Below are 15,684 nucleotides of genomic sequence, written 5' to 3' on the forward strand. Positions count from 1 at the left end.
GCGCCGCCGATCGGGCCTTCCCCGCTCCCCACTCCCCCGCGCGGGGGACGGCGGAATGGGCGGCGTCGGCGATGTGCCGGAAGGGGGGTCCGCGGGAGCCTTACGGCATGTTGCTGGAACTCATCGCCGCGCTGGTCCTCGCGACCACCCCGGCTCAGGCCGTTCAGCCGTCGGACCTCCCGGGGATCGGCGCGCTCGTCGACGAACACGTCTCCTCGGTCATGGCCGAGGAGAAGATCCCCGGCGTGACCGTCACGGTGGTGGCGGACGGCCGGCGGGTGGTCGACAAGGGGTACGGCTGGGCCGACGTGGAGCGCCGCCTTCCGGTCGATCCCGAGAGCACCCGTTTCCTGATCGGGTCGGAGACGAAGCTGTTCACGGCCCAGGCGGCCCTGCAGCTGGTCCGGGAGGGAAAGCTGGCTCTGGACGCCGACGTCAACTCCTACCTGACCGCCTTCGAGATCCGCGACACCTATCCGGGCCGTCCGGTCACCCTGCGGCATCTGCTCACGCACACGGCCGGATTCGACGACGACCACATCCTGGGCAGCGGCGCGGACGTCCGGCCGCTGGGCGAGGCGCTGGCCGCGACCCAGCCCGCCCGGCTCCGCCCGCCGGGCACCGGCGTCTCCTACAGCAACTACGGCGTCGCCCTGGCCGGACACGTGGTGGAGACGGTCTCGGGGATGCCGTTCGAGGAGTACGTCGAACGGCACGTGTTCGCCCCCCTCGGCATGAAGGACTCGACGATCGCCTGCGGCGGGCTCGGGGACACCAAGGCCTACCTGGCGGACGGCTCGACGACCACGGCCGACTGCGCGAACTTCGCCGCCTCCGGTGCGGGGCCCGCGTCGACCGCGTCGGACATGGCCGCCTACCTGCAGGCCCAGCTGGAACTGGACCCCCGCCTCGGGACCGGGGTGGCGGCCGAGATGCAGCGGCGCCAGCACACCGAGGACCCCCGGCTGCCCGGCATGGGGTTCATGTGGGAGGAGTCGCCGTACAAGGGGCATCGCATGCTCTTCAAGGCCGGTGACATGCCCGGCATGCACACCTACATGTTCCTGCTGCCGGAGCGGGGCATCGGCATCCACGTCATGTCCAACGGCGACGGCACCGGACGGCACGGGCTGGACGGGTTCGAGCTGGCCCACAAGATCATCGACCGTTATCTCCCGGGCGCGCGCCCGCCGGCCGTCCAGGCTCTGCCCGGCGCCTCCGCGGAGCGGTACGAGGGCTCGTACCAGAGCAGCCGGACCAGCCACGGCAGCCTGCTGAAGGTGCAGGCGCTCACGGACTCGCCGGTGCACGTCACCGCGACCGCCGACGGCGGCGTCCTCACCACCGGCCTCAAGGGCAGGCAGGTGCGCTGGGTCCAGTTCGAGCCCGGCGTCTTCCAGGAGGAGGGCGGCTGGGACCGGATCGCCTTCCCCGAGCCGGGGCAGCTGGCGATCAGCCGCAGCACGGCCGTCTTCGACCGGATCGGCCCGCTGGACCACCCGTCCCTGCACCTCGCCCTGCTGGCCGCCGCGCTCCTCGCCTCCCTGGCCGCCCTGCTGGGGTTCCCCGTGGCGGCGGCGGTGCGGGCGGCCCGCAGGCGGTCGTCCCCGCCGCCCGCCGGACCTCGCGCCCCGCGCCTGCTCGCCTGGCTCGCCGCGGCCTCCGTGGTCGCCTTCACCGCCGGGTTCGGCAGCCTGCTCGCCGACCAGGGCCGGGCGCTGCCGCTGGTCCTGGAGGGGGCTCCGGTGCTGATCGCGTTGCTGGTGCTGGCGTCGCTCACGGTGCCGCTGGCCGCCGCCCTGCTGGTCTGCACGGCGATGGCCTGGTGGCGGCGCTGGTGGCGGGCGCCGGGCAGGATCGCCTACACCCTGGTCGCCCTCGGCGTGACCGCGTTCGCCGTCGTGGCGGTCACGTACAACCTCGCCGGCCTCTCCCACACCTGAACTATGATCCATTCACTTATGAGCTCCACTGTCCGTGTCGTCCGCCGCATCCCGCCACTCGCCGCGGACATCGCCGTCGCCCTGGCCGTCCTCGCCGCCCACTCGGCTCCCTTCCTGCTGACGGTCCGGGAGGCCGACCCGGTGACGGGTTACACGGTCCAGCAGTACCTTCCCGTGCTCGGTCAGGCGCTGCCGCTGCTCTGGCGGCGGCGCGCACCGCTGGCGGTCCTGGTCGCGGCGATGGCCGCGACCGGTGCCTACCTGCTGAACGATCCCGACACCGCGCCGCAGCCCGTCCCGTACGCGCTGCTGATCGCGCTCTACACGGTGGCCGTGCACGGCTCGCGGCGCGAGCGGGCGTGGGGGCTGGCCATCCTCTCCGTCGGCGCCGCCGTCCAGCTCGCCGGACTGATCCTGCGCACGCCGAGCGCGGACACGACGGTGCGCGCGCTGGTGATGTACGTCGCGGCCTGGGCGATGGGGCGGGCGACGGCCAACCGGCAGGCCCACGCCCGCCAGCTCGAACGCGAGAAGGAGATGGAGGCGCGCCGGGCCGTCGAGCGGGAGCGGGCGGCGATCTCGCGGGACATGCACGACATCCTCGGCCACGCGATCAGCCTGATGGTGGTGCAGGCGGAGGCCGGCCCGCTGATCGTGCGGCCCGATCCCGGCCGTGCCGAAGCGGCCTTCGACGCCATCGCCGCGGCCGGACGCGACGCGATGGACCAGTTGCGCCGCCTGCTCGGCCTGCTGGGGGAGGACTCCGCCGAGGCCACCCCGACGGTGGCCCGCATCGGGGCTCTGGTCGAGAGCGTGGACCGCGCCGGGCAGCCCGCCGCCCTGGTCGTCAGCGGGACACCGCGCCCCCTGCCGCCGGACGTGGAGGCCGCCGCCTACCGGGTGGTCCAGGAGGCGCTCACCAACGCCGTCAAGCACGCCCGCGCGAGCAAGGTCTCCATCGAGCTCGGCTGGCGGGCGGACGCGCTCGTGATCGACGTGACGGACGACGGCCGCGGGCACACCGGCGGAACGGGGCACGGACTCGTCGGCATCCGCGAGCGCGCGGCGGCCTGCGGCGGCTCGGCGTCCTTCGGCCACGGGCCGGGCCGGCGCGGTTTCACCGTCTCGGTCCGCCTGCCGGGAGCCGCCGCGTGACCATCCGCGTCGTGGTCGCCGACGACCAGGAGCTCGTGCGCAGCGGCTTCGCCCTGATCCTCGACATGCAACCGGACATCACGGTCGTCGCGGAGGTCGGCGACGGCGCCCAGGCGGTGGAGGCGGCGCGCCTCCACGCGCCCGACGTGGTCCTGCTCGACATCCACATGCCCGTCATGGACGGCATCCGGGCCGCCGGGATGATCTGTGCCGAGACCGCTGCGAAGATCATCATCCTGACCACGTTCAACAACGACGAGTACGTCTACGAGGCCCTGCACGCGGGGGCCAGCGGCTTCCTGCTGAAAGACGTGCGGCGGGACGACCTCGTCCACGCCGTCCGCGTCGTCATGGCCGGGGAGTCACTGCTCGCCCCCGCCGTGACCCGCAAGCTCGTCGACGACATCATCCGGCGCGACGCCCGCCCGCCGGTCGCGGTGCCGGGCATGGACACCCTGACCGGTCGCGAGCGGGAGACCCTGGCCCTCCTCGGCCGCGGCCTGTCCAACCCCGAGATCGCCGAAGCCCTGGTGGTCAGCGAGCACACGGTGAAGAGCCACGTCAGCGGAGTGCTGTCCAAGCTCGGCCTGCGCGACCGGATCCAGGCGGTCATCTGCGCCTACGAGTCCGGCCTCGTCCAGCCGGGCCACTGGCGCCGGTGACGCCTGCCGGACCGCCGGCGCCCGCGACGACCCGCCTGGCCACTGGCGCCCGCGACGACCCGCCGGACCGCCGGCGACGGCGACGGCGACGGCGACGGCGACGGCGACGGCGACGGCGACAACCCGTCACCGTGCGTCGCGTATCCGGAGGATGTACGCCGCGGTGAGCGCGACGGCGCGGTCCTCGTCACGGGACAGATCGGCGAGGGCCCGTGACGCCGTGTCCCCCGGGATGTCCGCGAGCGCCTGGGCCAGCCGCAGCCGTGCGGGCGATCCGGCGCCTCCGGGGGAGAGGCGGCCGACGAGCCCGGCGGCGATCCGATCCGCCAGCGCGGGGCGGCCCGCCAGCGCGCTCAGGGCGTCGGCCGCGTCGACGTCGTTCGTCCCCTCGACGACGACGTCGATGAGCGCCGGGATCGCGTCGGCCACTCCGCGTGCCCCGAGCGCCAGAGCGGCATGCCTGCGGACCACGACGTCGGGGTTCGCGAGGGAGTCCCGCAGCAGCGCGGTCGCCTCGCCGCCCGGGATCTCGGCGATGGACCGGACGGCGCGTTCGCGCACCTCGGCCGCCGGTGAGCCGAGGCCCTCCGCCAGCAGCGCCAGGCCCTCGCCACCCGACTGCACCAGCGCCCAGCGGAGGGCTCCGGCGACGTTCGGGTCCGTCTCGCTCAGCACCGCCTCGACCAGTGCCTCCACCGGTGCCGGACCCTCGTCGACCGAGGACAGGGCCGCGCGCTGGCGGCTGCCGGCGCTCTTGGACCCCAGCGCCCGGAGGAGGGCGACGACCTGGAGGACGTCCTCCCAGCCGGCGGGCTCCGCGGCGTCGATCCGGCGCAGCCGCGTGAGCAGCTCCGTCTCGGCCGCGATGCGTTCCCGGGTCCGGCGGATGAGGCCGTCGACGAGCTCCGACGGCGTGAAGCCGGGGTCGTCGAGCGCGCGCCCGACGTCGCGCAGCGACAACCCCAGGGACCGCAGGCTCTCGATGTGGAAGATCCGCCGGATGTCCTCGTCGGAGTACTCCCGGTAGCCCGCGCCGCTGCGGTCCGTCGGCCGCACCAGGCCGAGCGAGTCGTAGTGCCTGAGCATCCGGGCGCTGACCCCGGAGCGCCGTGCCACGTCACCGATCAGCACCGGACGTCACTCCTCTTCACTCCGCCCGTCACTCCTCTTCACTCTGCCCGTCACCGCCCCTCGCCGCACCCGTCACCCGTCCTCACCGCACCCGTCACCCGTCCTCACCCCGCCCGTCACCGCCCCTCGCCGCACCCGTCACCCGTCCTCACCGGCGCCGCCGAGGGCGACGACGCGCTTGGCCTCCTCGATCGCGAACTCGAATCCGGCGTCGGGGTCGCGCAGCAGTCGTTCCGTGGCGGCCGCGTGCCGCCGCACGCGGGGGTCGGGATCCGTCATCGCGGCGTGCAGGACCGGCGTGACCGCCTCGCCGAGTGCGATCAGCGCCCGGCTGAGGCTCAGCCGCGTCTCGCGCCCGCCGCGCCCGAGCTGCGTCGCCAGCACGCCGGCCAACCCGGGCTCCTCGCCTTCGGGCACGAGCACGACCGCCGCCCTCCAGGCGCTCCGCGCCACCTCGTCGTCGGCGTCGGTCAGGAGCGCCGGTGTGATCGCCGGCCAGGCCCGCCGGTCTCCGATCTTGGACAGCGTGTGCAGCGCCTGGCTCCGTGCCTGCGCACGCTCCGAGCGGAGCTCGCCGAGCAGCGCCGGAACCGTCACGGACGCGGGATGGCGGGTGAGCGCCCAGGTCAGCATATCCCGCACGTGGAATTCGGGCTCGACCGCGCATCGCTCGACGAGCTCGCCGACGAACCGCGGGTCGGGGGCCGTGCCGGCCGCCATCGCCGCCCGCAGCCGCAGCGACGGGTCGCCGTCGTCCAGCCCCCGGAGGGTCCTCATCATGTTCGCGTCCTCTTCCGGCATGGTCATCGGGACCACCTCCCCGAGCACAGTGAAGGCCTTGTCACCGTGTCAAGGTCAAGCCGGATCACGCCATATCTCCGAACCGCCGAACGCCCCGCCGGACGGCGACCACCCGGGCGGTGGAGGCGGGCGAAGTATGAACTTCGGTCGGATGCGCGGTCGAGACGGGCCGGGCTAGATTGCCCGCCATGTCACCCACCGTGTCATCCGCCGTGTCGCTCGCCGGCATCCCCAGCCCCTCCGAAGGCGTCTGGCACCTGGGGCCGCTGCCCGTCCGCGGCTACACGGTCTGCATCATGCTCGGTGTCGTGGTGGCCGTCGTCGTCGCCGAGCGCCGCTGGCGGAACCGGGGCGGGGCTCCGGGAACCATGGTGGACCTGGTGACGTGGGGACTCCCGTTCGGCATCGTGGGCGCGCGGCTGTACCACGTCATCACCGACTGGCAGTTGTACTTCGGGCCCGGCGCCCCCCATCGGCCGATCGACGCGATCCTGGTCTGGAGCGACTCCGGGCCGGGCTGGCGCGGTCTGGGCGTCTGGGGCGGCATCGCCCTGGGCGGGGTGGGCGTGTGGATCGCCTGCCGCCGCCGGGGCATCTCCGTGAGCGCGGTCGCCGACACCGTGGCCCCGGCCGTCGCCATCGGTCAGGCCGTCGGCCGGTGGTGCAACTACTTCAACCAGGAACTGTTCGGCGGCCCGACCGACCTGCCCTGGGGCCTGGTCATCGAGGCGGGCCGCCCGGGGACCGTGCCGGGCGTCACCACCTACCACCCGACGTTCCTGTACGAGTCGCTGTGGAACCTGGGCCTGGCGCTGGCGCTCGTCTGGATCGGCGGCCGCTTCGCGCTGCGGCACGGCCGGCTCTTCGCCCTGTACGTGGCGGGCTACACCGCGGGCCGGTTCTGGATCGAGGGCCTGCGCGTCGACCCGGCCAACGAGATCCTCGGGATGCGGCTGAACCAGTGGACGTCGATCGCCCTGTTCCTGGGCGCGCTGGCCTACGTCCACCTGACCCGGAACAAGAGGTCCGAGGAGTCCCTGGGCGACGAACGGACCCCCGCCGAGGTGAGGTGACCCCGCGCGACGGCGCCGCAGCGGGGTCCGCCGATCCGTCCGCCGGTCCACCCGCCGGTCCGCCGGGCTCCGCGGCGCTCGCCGTACGGCCTCAGGAACCGAGGTAGCGCAGGACGGCCAGGACCCGGCGGCTGTAGCCGGTGGTGTGGGACAGCGACAGCTTGTCGAACAGCGCGTTGACGTGCTTTTCCACCGCGCTCTGCGACACGTGCAGCGCCTGGGCGATCGAGGCGTTGGTCAGGCCCTGCGCCATCAGCTCCAGCACCTCGCGCTCCCGGCCGGTCAACCGGGCCAGGGGGTCGGCGTGGGTGGTGCGCGCCAGGAGCTGCCGCACCACCTCCGGGTCGAAGGCCGTGCCCCCGGCGCCCACCCGCTCGAGCGCGTCCAGGAAGTCACCGACCTGCGCCACCCGGTCCTTGAGCAGGTAGCCGACACCGTCGATGTCCCCGCTCATCAGCTCGGTGGCGTACTTCTTCTCCACGTACTGCGACAGCACCAGCACCTTCACCCGCGGTCGGCGGTGCCTGATCTCCAGGGCGGCGCGCAGGCCCTCGTCGGTGTGCGTGGGCGGCATCCGCACGTCCACGACGACCACCTCGGGCTCTCGCGCCTCCACCGCCTCGACCAGCGCCCGGCCGTCGCCGACGGCGGCGAGCACCTCGTGGCCCTCCTCCTCCAGCAGCCGCACGAGGCCCTCGCGGAGCAGGGTGGAGTCCTCGGCCAGGATCACCCGCACGACGGCTCCGCACTGATCGTGACGGGCCCGCCGACCGGGCCGGTCGCGGTGGAACGGCCGTCCGGCGCGGCCGGCCGCCGCGCCGGCCCGGGCAGACCGCCGCCCGCCGGGTCCGTCCCGCCCACGCCGTCGTCCTGTGCTCGCACGACGACCATGGTGCCATCTCGGCGGACCGCGCCAAGTCCCGGGGCGACAGGGCCGGGCAGGGCGGTTCCGATGGTCACCGCCCCCGGCGCGCCGAGGACCTCCATCAGTTCGATCAGCCAGTCCGTCATGCCCCGAAGGCTATGAACGGTCATGGTGGTCCCGGAATGAGGCGCATGACCGTCCCGGGCTGCGGAAAACCACAGGTGCGGGCGGGTACCCCCGCCCGCGGGGCGGACGGGCCGGTGCCCGCGGCCGGGCTCCCGGCCTCCCCCCGGTGCCCTCGCATCGTCATCGCATAGCGGATGTATCAATCCGGGCAGGCATCCTTGTCCCATAACGGAGACGACGGAGGAGAACACGATGAGCGGCACCGGAAGCAGCACGTACGAGGGGTTCACGGCCGAGGAGCGGGCCGCGATGAAGGAGCACTCCCAGGAGCTGAAGAAGGCGGCGCGGCGCGCCTCGCAGGCGGAAAAGGCGGCGGAGGCGGAGCGGGACGTGCTCGCGAAGATCGCCGAGATGCAGGACTCGGACCGGGTCATGGCCGAGCGCGTCCACGCGGTCGTCAAGGCCGAAGCCCCGGTCCTCGCACCGAAGCTCTGGTACGGCATGCCCGCCTACGCGCTGGACGGCAAGATCGTCTGCTTCTTCCAGAGCGCGGAGAAGTTCAAGGCGCGCTACGCGACGCTCGGATTCAACGACCCGGCGAAGCTGGACGAGGGCACGATGTGGCCGACCGCTTTCGCCCTGACCGAGGTGACGGCCGAGGTGGAGGCGCGCATCGCCGCGCTGGTGAAGCAGGCGGTGGCCTGAGGCCCGCCGTGCCCGGCGGACCCGGCGCCGGGCGCGCCGCCGGGTCCGGGCGCCGGGGAGGGCGAGGCGGTCCCCGGCCCCGGAGAGGGCGGAGCGGATCCCCGGCCCCGGGGAGGGCGGGGCGGGTCCTTCTCAGTCGTCGAGCAGCCGCCACGCGGTGAGGGCGATCCTGGCCCGGGTCAGCCCGGTGGGCTCGGTGAGGTCGATGCCCAGGATCCTTCCGAGCTGTTCGACGCGGCGGGCGACGCTGCTGTGGTGCAGGTGGAGGAGGTCGGCGGCGCGGCGCAGGGAGCCGGTGGCGCAGTAGGCGTCCAGGGTCTCCAGGTCTTCCGGATCGCCGGCCAGGCGGGTGACCGCGGCCACGTCGGGATTGTCGCGCGTGGCGTCCCGGGGGATCCGAGCGAGCAGCGCGATCGCGCCCAGCTCGTCGTGGTGGACGACCGGCCGGCGCGGGGTGGTGAAGCGGAGGGCGGTGCGCGCCTCCCGCCACGATCGGTCGGGGCTGCCGGCGGCGCCGATGCCCGCCCGCACGCCCGCCGGGAACCGGGCCGGGTCCACGGTGGCTGCCAGGATGACGCCCGCGTCGGCGAGCGGCGCCGCCTTCACCAGGCGGGCCGGGCAGACCAGGCCGCCGACCTGGCCGAGCGGGAGCCGCGACCGTACGGCGACCACGTGGACCGGCAGGCCGGCGGCGAAACCCAGGAGCTGCAGCGCCCGCGCCCTGGCCGCCTCGTCGCTGCCGGAGCTGATCGCCAGTTCGACGAGGGCTGGATCGGCCATGGTGGTGCGGGCCGGGCCGTACCGCTCGACGACCGCTCCGGCGGCGATGGCGAGCCGGTCCAGCAACACCTCGTCGAGCGGGCCCGGGGGGCCGGGGCGTTCCAGCCAGACCGTGCCGATCTCCTCCTCGTCGAGTGTGATCGGCGCCGTGCTGGACGCTGGGGACGACGGAGCGGACACCTGCCCGTCACCGGGTGAGAAGCGGATGGCCCGTCCCGTGCCGTGGAGCCGGATCCCGGCCACGCACTCGGCCAGGCCCGCCGAGGCCCGGGCGAGCGCCGGGAGGTCCACCCGCCGGCGCATCAGCGTGTCGTAGAACATGACGACCCGGATCGCGCCCCCTGCCTGCGGGTCCAGGTGCGACAGCCGTTCGGCCACTGCCTCCATGCCAGGAGGATAGGTCCTCCTGGCATGGAGGAGGCGCGCCGACCTCCGCGGGATCGGCACGGGATGCGCGACGGACGGCGGATGATCCGGGGAGCGGCGGCCGTGAGGACGGCCGGCGTCGATGCCGGACCGGAGGCGTTCGTCCCGCTGTTCCCCGAGCCGACCCGACCGACCCGGTCACCGCGCGCAAGGGCCTCGCCGAGCCGGCCCCGAGCACCCGTTCCCGGCCGCCCGCGGGGTGCGTCACCATCCGCCCTCGAAGAAGGCCATGCGTCACCATCCGCCCTCGAAGAAGGCCAGGAGCGCCGGCGCCGGGTCCGCCGCGGTGGCGGTGTTCGCCGCCCCGATGACGATCACGAGCAGCGCCGCCGACGCCGAGAAGACGCCGAACGATCCCAGCACGCGCCTCGCCCGCCCGCCGGACGGCCCCGTTCCGGCGAACCCCCTCCACGACGCCGCGCTCATGCCGACGAGGGCGACCGCCACGACCGCGGCGACCCCGGCCAGCGCCACGTGGTACCGGGCGAAGTCGTCGATCATCACCTCGAGGGCGGGAGGGGTCGGGCCGCCCGTGCTCAGGTGGCCGGCCAGCCCCCGCCTGACCTGGTCGAGCGTGTCCGCGAGCGCTCCACCGGGTTCGCCGGTCGTCAGCATCGGCAGCAGCGAGGAGAAGGGTGCCACCGCGCCCTGGATGTTGGCCATCACCGCCGCCGTCGAGCCCAGCGCGAGCACCGTGACGAGGACGCCGGCGGACGCGAGAGCCGTGCTCCTTCCCGCCCCGGTGCCGCCGGCCCTCAGGAACGCCTTCCAGAGAAGGACGCCGAGTGCGGCGAGCACGGTCAGCAGGATCGCGGCGATCACGGCCTTGGCCACGTGGTAGCGGAACCAGTGATCGACGATCCCCGCCAAGCCGGGAGGGAGGTCCCGGCCGCCGGAACCCCAGTACTCGGTGAACCTCTCGCGGAAGGCTCCGGCGAGGGCGCGCTGGCCGGCGAAGCCGTCGCCCGGCCCGGCCCCCGCCAGCGTGCGCGGGGCGACGACGAAGGCGGCGGCGAGGGCCGCGGCGAGGACCGCGAGCACGGCGATCACGCTGCCGGGGGCACCTGCGGATCGCGGCGGGACGGTGGGACCGGGCAAGGGGACTCCTCCGGTTCGATCGGGGACGCGGACGGCGTATCCGCTGGTGGGCGGTGGCGCCGTCGCCGTTCCGATCACCATTCCGCACCGGCGGCCACCCGGTCACCGGAGCGGGCCGGACATCCGGAGGTGGGGTCTGCCCCACCTCCCGGCGGACGGGGCGGGGCCGGGACAGGCGGAGGACTAGGCTGAGTCCATGATCGGATCGCTCCCCGCCGCGGTCCCGCGCCGGTCGCGGCCGGGCGTCAGGTTCGTCCTCCGCGTGGGGCGCCGCACGACCGTGGAGTCGCTCTACCTGCTCACCGCGCCGGTGACCGCCGCGGCCGGCCTGCTGCTGGTGCTCACCGGTCTGTGCGCCGGAGCGGCCGGTTCACTGCTGCCGGGCGGGTCTCCGGTGGCGGCCGGCGCGCTGGCGCCGGTGCGGTGGGCCGCCGGCGTGGAGCGGTGGCGGATCGCCAGGGTGCGGCCCTCCGCCGGAGCGGAGGGGGCGGACCGGTGGCGGGGCTCCGAGGCGGCGGCCGCCACGTCCGACCCGGGGCTGTGGCTCGGCGTGGTGCACGCGGTGGTGGTGCTCCCCGTCGCTCTGGCCACCTCGGCGGTGACGGTGCTGTGGTGGTTCGCCGGCCTCGGCGGGAGCACGTCCGCCCTGCGCGGCCTCTACTCGTCCGCCGACCGGATGCGGCCCATGACCCTGACCGTGGGCGACGACCGGTCCCACATCGCCTTGAGCCTGGGACTGACGTCGCCGGCCGAGCGGCTCGCCTTCGGGACCGCGACCGGCCTGCTGCTGCTGCTCACCCTGCCGCTGGTGACCCGGGCGTGCGTCGCCGTCCAGGCCGGGCTGGGGCGGACGCTGCTGTCCGACGCCTCCGCGTTGCACCGCAGGATCAGCGGACTGGAGCAGGAGCGGGACACCGCCCGCGCGCAGACCGTCGCCGCGGTGACGGCCGAGGCCGCCGCGCTGCGCCGGCTCGAACGCGACATCCACGACGGCCCCCAGCAGCGGCTGGTCCGCCTGGCGATGGAACTGGGCCGCGCCCAGCACCACTTCGACAGCAGGCCGGAGGTCGTCCGCGCGGCGCTCACCGACGCGATCGTCCAGACCGAGGAGGCACTGGAGGAGCTGCGGGCCCTGTCGCGCGGCATCGCCCCGCCGATCCTCGCCGACCGCGGCCTGCGCGTGGCGCTCACCGCCCTCGCCGCGCGCTCGACCGTGCCCGCCGAGCTCGATGCCGACCCCCTGGACCGCCGGCTGGACGCCGCCGTCGAGACGGCCGCGTACTTCGTGATCGCCGAGGCCCTGACCAACGTGGCCAAGCACAGCCGCGCCGGCCGGTGCACGATCGGACTGCGCCACGGCGGGGGGACCCTGCGGGTCTGGGCGGCGGACGACGGGGTGGGCGGCGCCGCGCCGGACAAGGGGCACGGGTTGCGGGGGCTGGAGGACCGGCTGCACGCGGTCGGCGGCCGCCTGCGGGTCACCAGTCCCCCCGGCGGCCCGACGACGGTCACCGCGGAGCTGCCGTGCTGCTGAACCCGCCCGGACCGCCACCGGACCGCGCGGCCCGCGGTCCGCTGCGGATCGTCCTGGCCGACGACGCGGTACTGCTGCGCGAGGGCCTGGTCCGCCTGCTCGCCGAGGACGGTCACCAGGTGGTGGCCGTGGTCGGGGACGGTCCGGCCCTGGTCGAGGCGGTGCTCGGACACCGCCCGGACGTGTCGATCGTCGACGTGCGGATGCCGCCGACCTACACGGACGAGGGCCTGCGTGCGGCGATCACGGCCCGCTCGCGGTTGCCCGGCGCCCCCGTACTGGTGCTCAGCCAGTACGTGGAGGCGTCCTACGCCGGAGATCTGCTCGCGGACGGCACGGGTGCGGTCGGGTACCTGTTGAAGAACCGGGTCGCCAGGGTCGAGGAGTTCCTGGACGCCCTGGACCGGGTCGCCCGGGGCGCGACGGTGCTCGATCCCCAGGTCGTCGCGCAGTTGCTGGCGGGGCAGCGCCGGGACGCCGTACTGGAGGCCCTGACCCCGCGCGAACGGCAGCTCCTGGCGCTGATGGCCGAGGGCCGCTCCAACGCGGCCATCGCCGAGCGGCTGGTGGTCTCCGCCAGCACGGTGGAGAAGCACATCGGCAACGTCTTCGCCAAGCTCGGCCTGCCGCCCGACGACGCCCATCACCGCCGGGTCCTCGCCGTCCTCGCCTATCTCAGGGCCTGATCGCGGGCGGCACCGGCCGCCGGGCCGCGGACGCCGGAACGGCCCCGCCGCCCGGCCTCCGCCCCGTCGGGAGCCGGTGCCGTCCGCGGTCAGGCCCGCCGGGCGGCGCACGCGGCGTCGGAGATCCCGCCGGACGCGGCCGGGCAGGCGCCCGGACCGGTCAGGAATCGAGAAGCGCCGCTCTCCGGACCGCGCCTAGCCTGGAGACCGCCGCCACGACCTGCGGGGGCGGCACCGGCGGAGAGCGCGGAGGCGGCCCCGCCCGACGGATGGAGACCCGATGACCCCGACCGCGAAGACGGCCGCGCAGCCGCCCGTGCCGGACCCCGCCGACGGCCACGACCTGATCCGCGTGCACGGCGCGCGCGTGAACAACCTCAAGGACGTCAGCGTCGAGATCCCGAAACGCCGGCTGACGGTGTTCACCGGCGTCTCCGGCTCGGGCAAGAGCTCACTGGTCTTCGGCACGATCGCCGCGGAGTCGCAGCGGCTGATCAACGAGACCTACAGCGCCTTCGTGCAGGGTTTCATGCCGGCGCTCGCACGGCCGGAGGTCGACGTCCTCGAAGGGCTGACGACCGCGATCATCGTCGACCAGCAGCGGATGGGCGCCGACCCCCGCTCCACGGTCGGCACCGTCACCGACGCCAACGCGATGCTGCGCATCCTCTTCAGCCGGCTCGGGCGGCCGCGCATCGGCTCGCCCCAGGCGTTCTCCTTCAACGTCCCCACGGTCCGGGCGAGCGGCGCGATCACCGTCGACCGCGGCGCCCGCAGGGCCGAGAAGGTGAGCTTCACCCGCGTCGGCGGCATGTGCACACGGTGCGAGGGCCGGGGCACGGTCACCGACATCGACCTCACCCAGCTCTACGACGACTCCAAGTCGCTCACCGAGGGCGCGTTCACCATCCCCGGCTGGAAGTCGGACAGCTTCTGGACCGTGCGGGTCTACGCCGAGTCCGGTTTCGTCGACCCGGACAAGCCCATCCGCGACTACACCGAGAAGGAGCTCCGCGACTTCCTGTACCGGGAGCCGGTCAAGGTGAAGGTCGACGGCGTCAACCTCACCTACGAGGGCCTCATCCCGAAGATCCGCAAGTCGTTCCTGTCGAAGGACCGGGAGGCGATGCAGCCGCACATCCGGGCCTTCGTGGACCGGGCGGTCACCTTCACCACCTGCCCCGGGTGCGACGGCACCCGGCTCAGCGAGGAGGCCCGCTCCTCGCGGATCGGGGGCGTCGGCATCGCCGACGCCTGCGCGATGCAGATCAGCGACCTGGCCGAATGGGTCCGCGGCCTCAGCGAGCCGTCGGCGGCGCCGCTGCTCGCCAAACTGCTGCACACCCTCGACTCGTTCGCGGAGATCGGGCTGGGCTACCTCTCGCTCGACCGGCCGGCGGGCACGCTCTCCGGCGGCGAGGCGCAGCGCGTCAAGATGATCCGCCATCTCGGCTCCCCGCTCACCGACACCACCTACGTCTTCGACGAGCCGACCGCCGGCCTGCACCCCCACGACGTCCAGCGGATGAACGGGCTGCTGCGGCGGCTGCGGGACAAGGGCAACACGGTGCTCGTCGTGGAGCACGAGCCGGAGGTGATCGCGATCGCCGACCACGTCGTCGACCTCGGCCCCGGCGCCGGTACGGCGGGCGGCGCCGTCTGCTACGAGGGGACCGTCGAGGGCCTGCGGGCCGCCGGCACCGTCACCGGCCGCCACCTCGACGACCGGGCCGCCCTCAAGGAGACGGTCCGCACGCCCACGGGCACGCTGGAGATCCGCGGCGCCACCCGCCACAACCTCCGGGACGTCGACGTCGACATCCCGCTCGGCGTGCTCTGCGTCGTCACCGGCGTCGCCGGCTCCGGCAAGAGCTCGCTCGTGCACGGCTCCATCCCCGCCTCCGCGGGTGTCGTCGCGGTCGACCAGGCGCCCGTCCGCGGCTCGCGACGGAGCAACCCGGCGACCTACACCGGCCTGCTCGACCCGATCCGCAAGGCGTTCGCGAAGGCCAACGGCGTGAAGCCGGCGCTGTTCAGCCCCAACTCCGAGGGCGCCTGCCCCGACTGCAACGGCGCCGGCGTCGTCTACACCGACCTGGGGATGATGGCCGGCGTCGCCGTCCCCTGCGAGGAGTGCGAGGGCAGGCGGTTCCAGGCGGCGGTGCTGGAGCACCGCTTCGGCGGCCGCGACATCGGCGAGGTGCTCGCGATGCCGGTGACCGAGGCCGTGGAGTTCTTCGGTGCCGGCGAGACGCGGATCCCCGCCGCGCACGCGATCCTGACCCGGCTCGCCGACGTCGGGCTCGGCTACCTCGGCCTCGGCCAGCCGCTCACCACGCTGTCCGGCGGCGAGCGGCAGCGGCTCAAGCTGGCCGTCCACCTGGCCGGGAAGGGCGGCGTCTACGTCCTCGACGAGCCGACCGCGGGCCTGCACCTCGCCGACGTCGAGCAGCTGCTCGGCCTGCTCGACCGGCTCGTCGACTCCGGCAGGTCGGTCATCGTCGTCGAGCACCACCAGGCGGTCATGGCGCACGCGGACTGGATCATCGACCTCGGCCCCGGCGCCGGCCACGACGGCGGGCGGATCGTCTTCGAGGGCACGCCCGCCGAGCTCGTCGCCGCCCGCTCCACCCTCACCGGCGAGCACCTGGCGGCCTACGTCGGCGCCTGACCGCGGCCGGGAACGGGCGGCGGTGGCC

General features: G+C 74.4%; 14 protein-coding genes. 8 read left to right on the forward strand and 6 right to left on the reverse strand.

Features of this window, described 5'->3' with window-relative positions:
* Positions 1 to 107: 107 nt before the first annotated feature.
* The 3 genes from HS048_RS02680 to HS048_RS02690 are packed head-to-tail and all read left to right on the forward strand — an operon-like array spanning position 108 to position 3,760.
* On the forward strand, positions 108 to 1,943 hold the full coding sequence (locus HS048_RS02680; protein ID WP_196466053.1) for a serine hydrolase: 1,836 nt from the start codon (positions 108 to 110) through the stop codon (positions 1,941 to 1,943).
* Positions 1,944 to 1,961: 18 nt separating this feature from the next.
* Positions 1,962 to 3,098, forward strand: a complete 1,137-nt coding sequence (locus HS048_RS38665) for a sensor histidine kinase (protein WP_068902680.1) — start codon at positions 1,962 to 1,964, stop codon at positions 3,096 to 3,098.
* Positions 3,095 to 3,760 carry a response regulator transcription factor gene (locus HS048_RS02690; protein ID WP_068902678.1) on the forward strand — a complete coding sequence of 222 codons (666 nt, stop codon included), beginning with the start codon at positions 3,095 to 3,097 and terminating at the stop codon, positions 3,758 to 3,760. Before HS048_RS38665 ends, HS048_RS02690 begins: the two co-directional genes overlap by 4 nt.
* A 126-nt stretch (positions 3,761 to 3,886) precedes the next feature.
* Here HS048_RS02690 and HS048_RS02695 read toward each other — a convergent pair whose 3' ends face one another.
* Together HS048_RS02695 and HS048_RS02700 are read right to left on the reverse strand one after the other, a co-directional pair.
* Entirely contained in the window at positions 3,887 to 4,891 is a 1,005-nt protein-coding gene (locus HS048_RS02695) for a MerR family transcriptional regulator (RefSeq protein ID WP_068902676.1), read from the reverse strand.
* A gap of 138 nt (positions 4,892 to 5,029) precedes the next feature.
* The gene (locus HS048_RS02700; protein WP_068902913.1) at positions 5,030 to 5,698 is read right to left on the reverse strand and encodes a HEAT repeat domain-containing protein; all 669 of its coding nucleotides are present in this window, start codon (positions 5,696 to 5,698) and stop codon (positions 5,030 to 5,032) included.
* A gap of 182 nt (positions 5,699 to 5,880) precedes the next feature.
* Here HS048_RS02700 and lgt point away from each other — a divergent pair, with 182 nt between their 5' ends.
* Entirely contained in the window at positions 5,881 to 6,765 is an 885-nt protein-coding gene (lgt, locus tag HS048_RS02705) for a prolipoprotein diacylglyceryl transferase (RefSeq protein ID WP_068902674.1), read from the forward strand.
* Between the two features lie 91 nt (positions 6,766 to 6,856).
* Here the strand turns inward: lgt and HS048_RS02710 are convergent, their stop codons facing one another.
* Together HS048_RS02710 and HS048_RS02715 are read right to left on the reverse strand one after the other, a co-directional pair.
* Positions 6,857 to 7,501 (reverse strand): response regulator transcription factor, encoded by a 645-nt coding sequence (locus HS048_RS02710; RefSeq protein WP_068902672.1) that lies wholly within the window; start codon positions 7,499 to 7,501, stop codon positions 6,857 to 6,859.
* Complete coding sequence (locus HS048_RS02715; RefSeq protein WP_196466054.1) at positions 7,492 to 7,776, reverse strand: hypothetical protein; 285 nt, start codon at positions 7,774 to 7,776, stop codon at positions 7,492 to 7,494. Before HS048_RS02715 ends, HS048_RS02710 begins: the two co-directional genes overlap by 10 nt.
* 232 nt (positions 7,777 to 8,008) lie before the next feature.
* Here HS048_RS02715 and HS048_RS02720 point away from each other — a divergent pair, with 232 nt between their 5' ends.
* Positions 8,009 to 8,461, forward strand: coding sequence for an iron chaperone (locus HS048_RS02720; protein ID WP_068902667.1), 453 nt, complete (start codon positions 8,009 to 8,011; stop codon positions 8,459 to 8,461).
* Between the two features lie 132 nt (positions 8,462 to 8,593).
* Here HS048_RS02720 and HS048_RS02725 read toward each other — a convergent pair whose 3' ends face one another.
* Together HS048_RS02725 and HS048_RS02730 are read right to left on the reverse strand one after the other, a co-directional pair.
* Positions 8,594 to 9,628, reverse strand: a complete 1,035-nt coding sequence (locus HS048_RS02725; RefSeq protein WP_068902665.1) for a CdaR family transcriptional regulator — start codon at positions 9,626 to 9,628, stop codon at positions 8,594 to 8,596.
* Positions 9,629 to 9,901: 273 nt separating this feature from the next.
* Positions 9,902 to 10,765: a hypothetical protein gene (locus HS048_RS02730; RefSeq protein ID WP_196466055.1), complete on the reverse strand. Its 864-nt coding sequence runs from the start codon at positions 10,763 to 10,765 to the stop codon at positions 9,902 to 9,904.
* A 196-nt stretch (positions 10,766 to 10,961) separates the two neighbouring features.
* Between HS048_RS02730 and HS048_RS02735 the strand changes: the two genes are divergently transcribed.
* From HS048_RS02735 to HS048_RS02745, 3 genes are all read left to right on the forward strand, one after another.
* Complete coding sequence (locus HS048_RS02735; protein WP_196466056.1) at positions 10,962 to 12,299, forward strand: sensor domain-containing protein; 1,338 nt, start codon at positions 10,962 to 10,964, stop codon at positions 12,297 to 12,299.
* 41 nt (positions 12,300 to 12,340) lie between these two features.
* The gene (locus tag HS048_RS02740) at positions 12,341 to 12,985 is read left to right on the forward strand and encodes a response regulator transcription factor (RefSeq protein ID WP_068902909.1); all 645 of its coding nucleotides are present in this window, start codon (positions 12,341 to 12,343) and stop codon (positions 12,983 to 12,985) included.
* A gap of 280 nt (positions 12,986 to 13,265) precedes the next feature.
* On the forward strand, positions 13,266 to 15,656 hold the full coding sequence (locus HS048_RS02745; RefSeq protein WP_068902661.1) for an excinuclease ABC subunit UvrA: 2,391 nt from the start codon (positions 13,266 to 13,268) through the stop codon (positions 15,654 to 15,656).
* Positions 15,657 to 15,684: the final 28 nt, after the last annotated feature.

It is taken from the genome of Planomonospora sp. ID91781 (genome assembly GCF_015711595.1).
Lineage (GTDB): Bacteria > Actinomycetota > Actinomycetes > Streptosporangiales > Streptosporangiaceae > Planomonospora > Planomonospora parontospora.

Bases quoted from the DNA above. Each gene is read 5' to 3' on its own strand.
- HS048_RS02680 (WP_196466053.1), top strand. From the start codon at position 108: ATGTTGCTGGAACTCATCGCCGCGCTGGTCCTCGCGACCACCCCGGCT.
- HS048_RS02715 (WP_196466054.1), bottom strand. From the start codon at position 7,776: ATGACGGACTGGCTGATCGAACTGATGGAGGTCCTCGGCGCGCCGGGG.
- HS048_RS02725 (WP_068902665.1), bottom strand. From the start codon at position 9,628: ATGGAGGCAGTGGCCGAACGGCTGTCGCACCTGGACCCGCAGGCAGGG.
- HS048_RS38665 (WP_068902680.1), top strand. From the start codon at position 1,962: ATGAGCTCCACTGTCCGTGTCGTCCGCCGCATCCCGCCACTCGCCGCG.
- HS048_RS02700 (WP_068902913.1), bottom strand. From the start codon at position 5,698: ATGACCATGCCGGAAGAGGACGCGAACATGATGAGGACCCTCCGGGGG.
- HS048_RS02720 (WP_068902667.1), top strand. From the start codon at position 8,009: ATGAGCGGCACCGGAAGCAGCACGTACGAGGGGTTCACGGCCGAGGAG.
- lgt (WP_068902674.1), top strand. From the start codon at position 5,881: ATGTCACCCACCGTGTCATCCGCCGTGTCGCTCGCCGGCATCCCCAGC.
- HS048_RS02735 (WP_196466056.1), top strand. From the start codon at position 10,962: ATGATCGGATCGCTCCCCGCCGCGGTCCCGCGCCGGTCGCGGCCGGGC.
- HS048_RS02745 (WP_068902661.1), top strand. From the start codon at position 13,266: ATGACCCCGACCGCGAAGACGGCCGCGCAGCCGCCCGTGCCGGACCCC.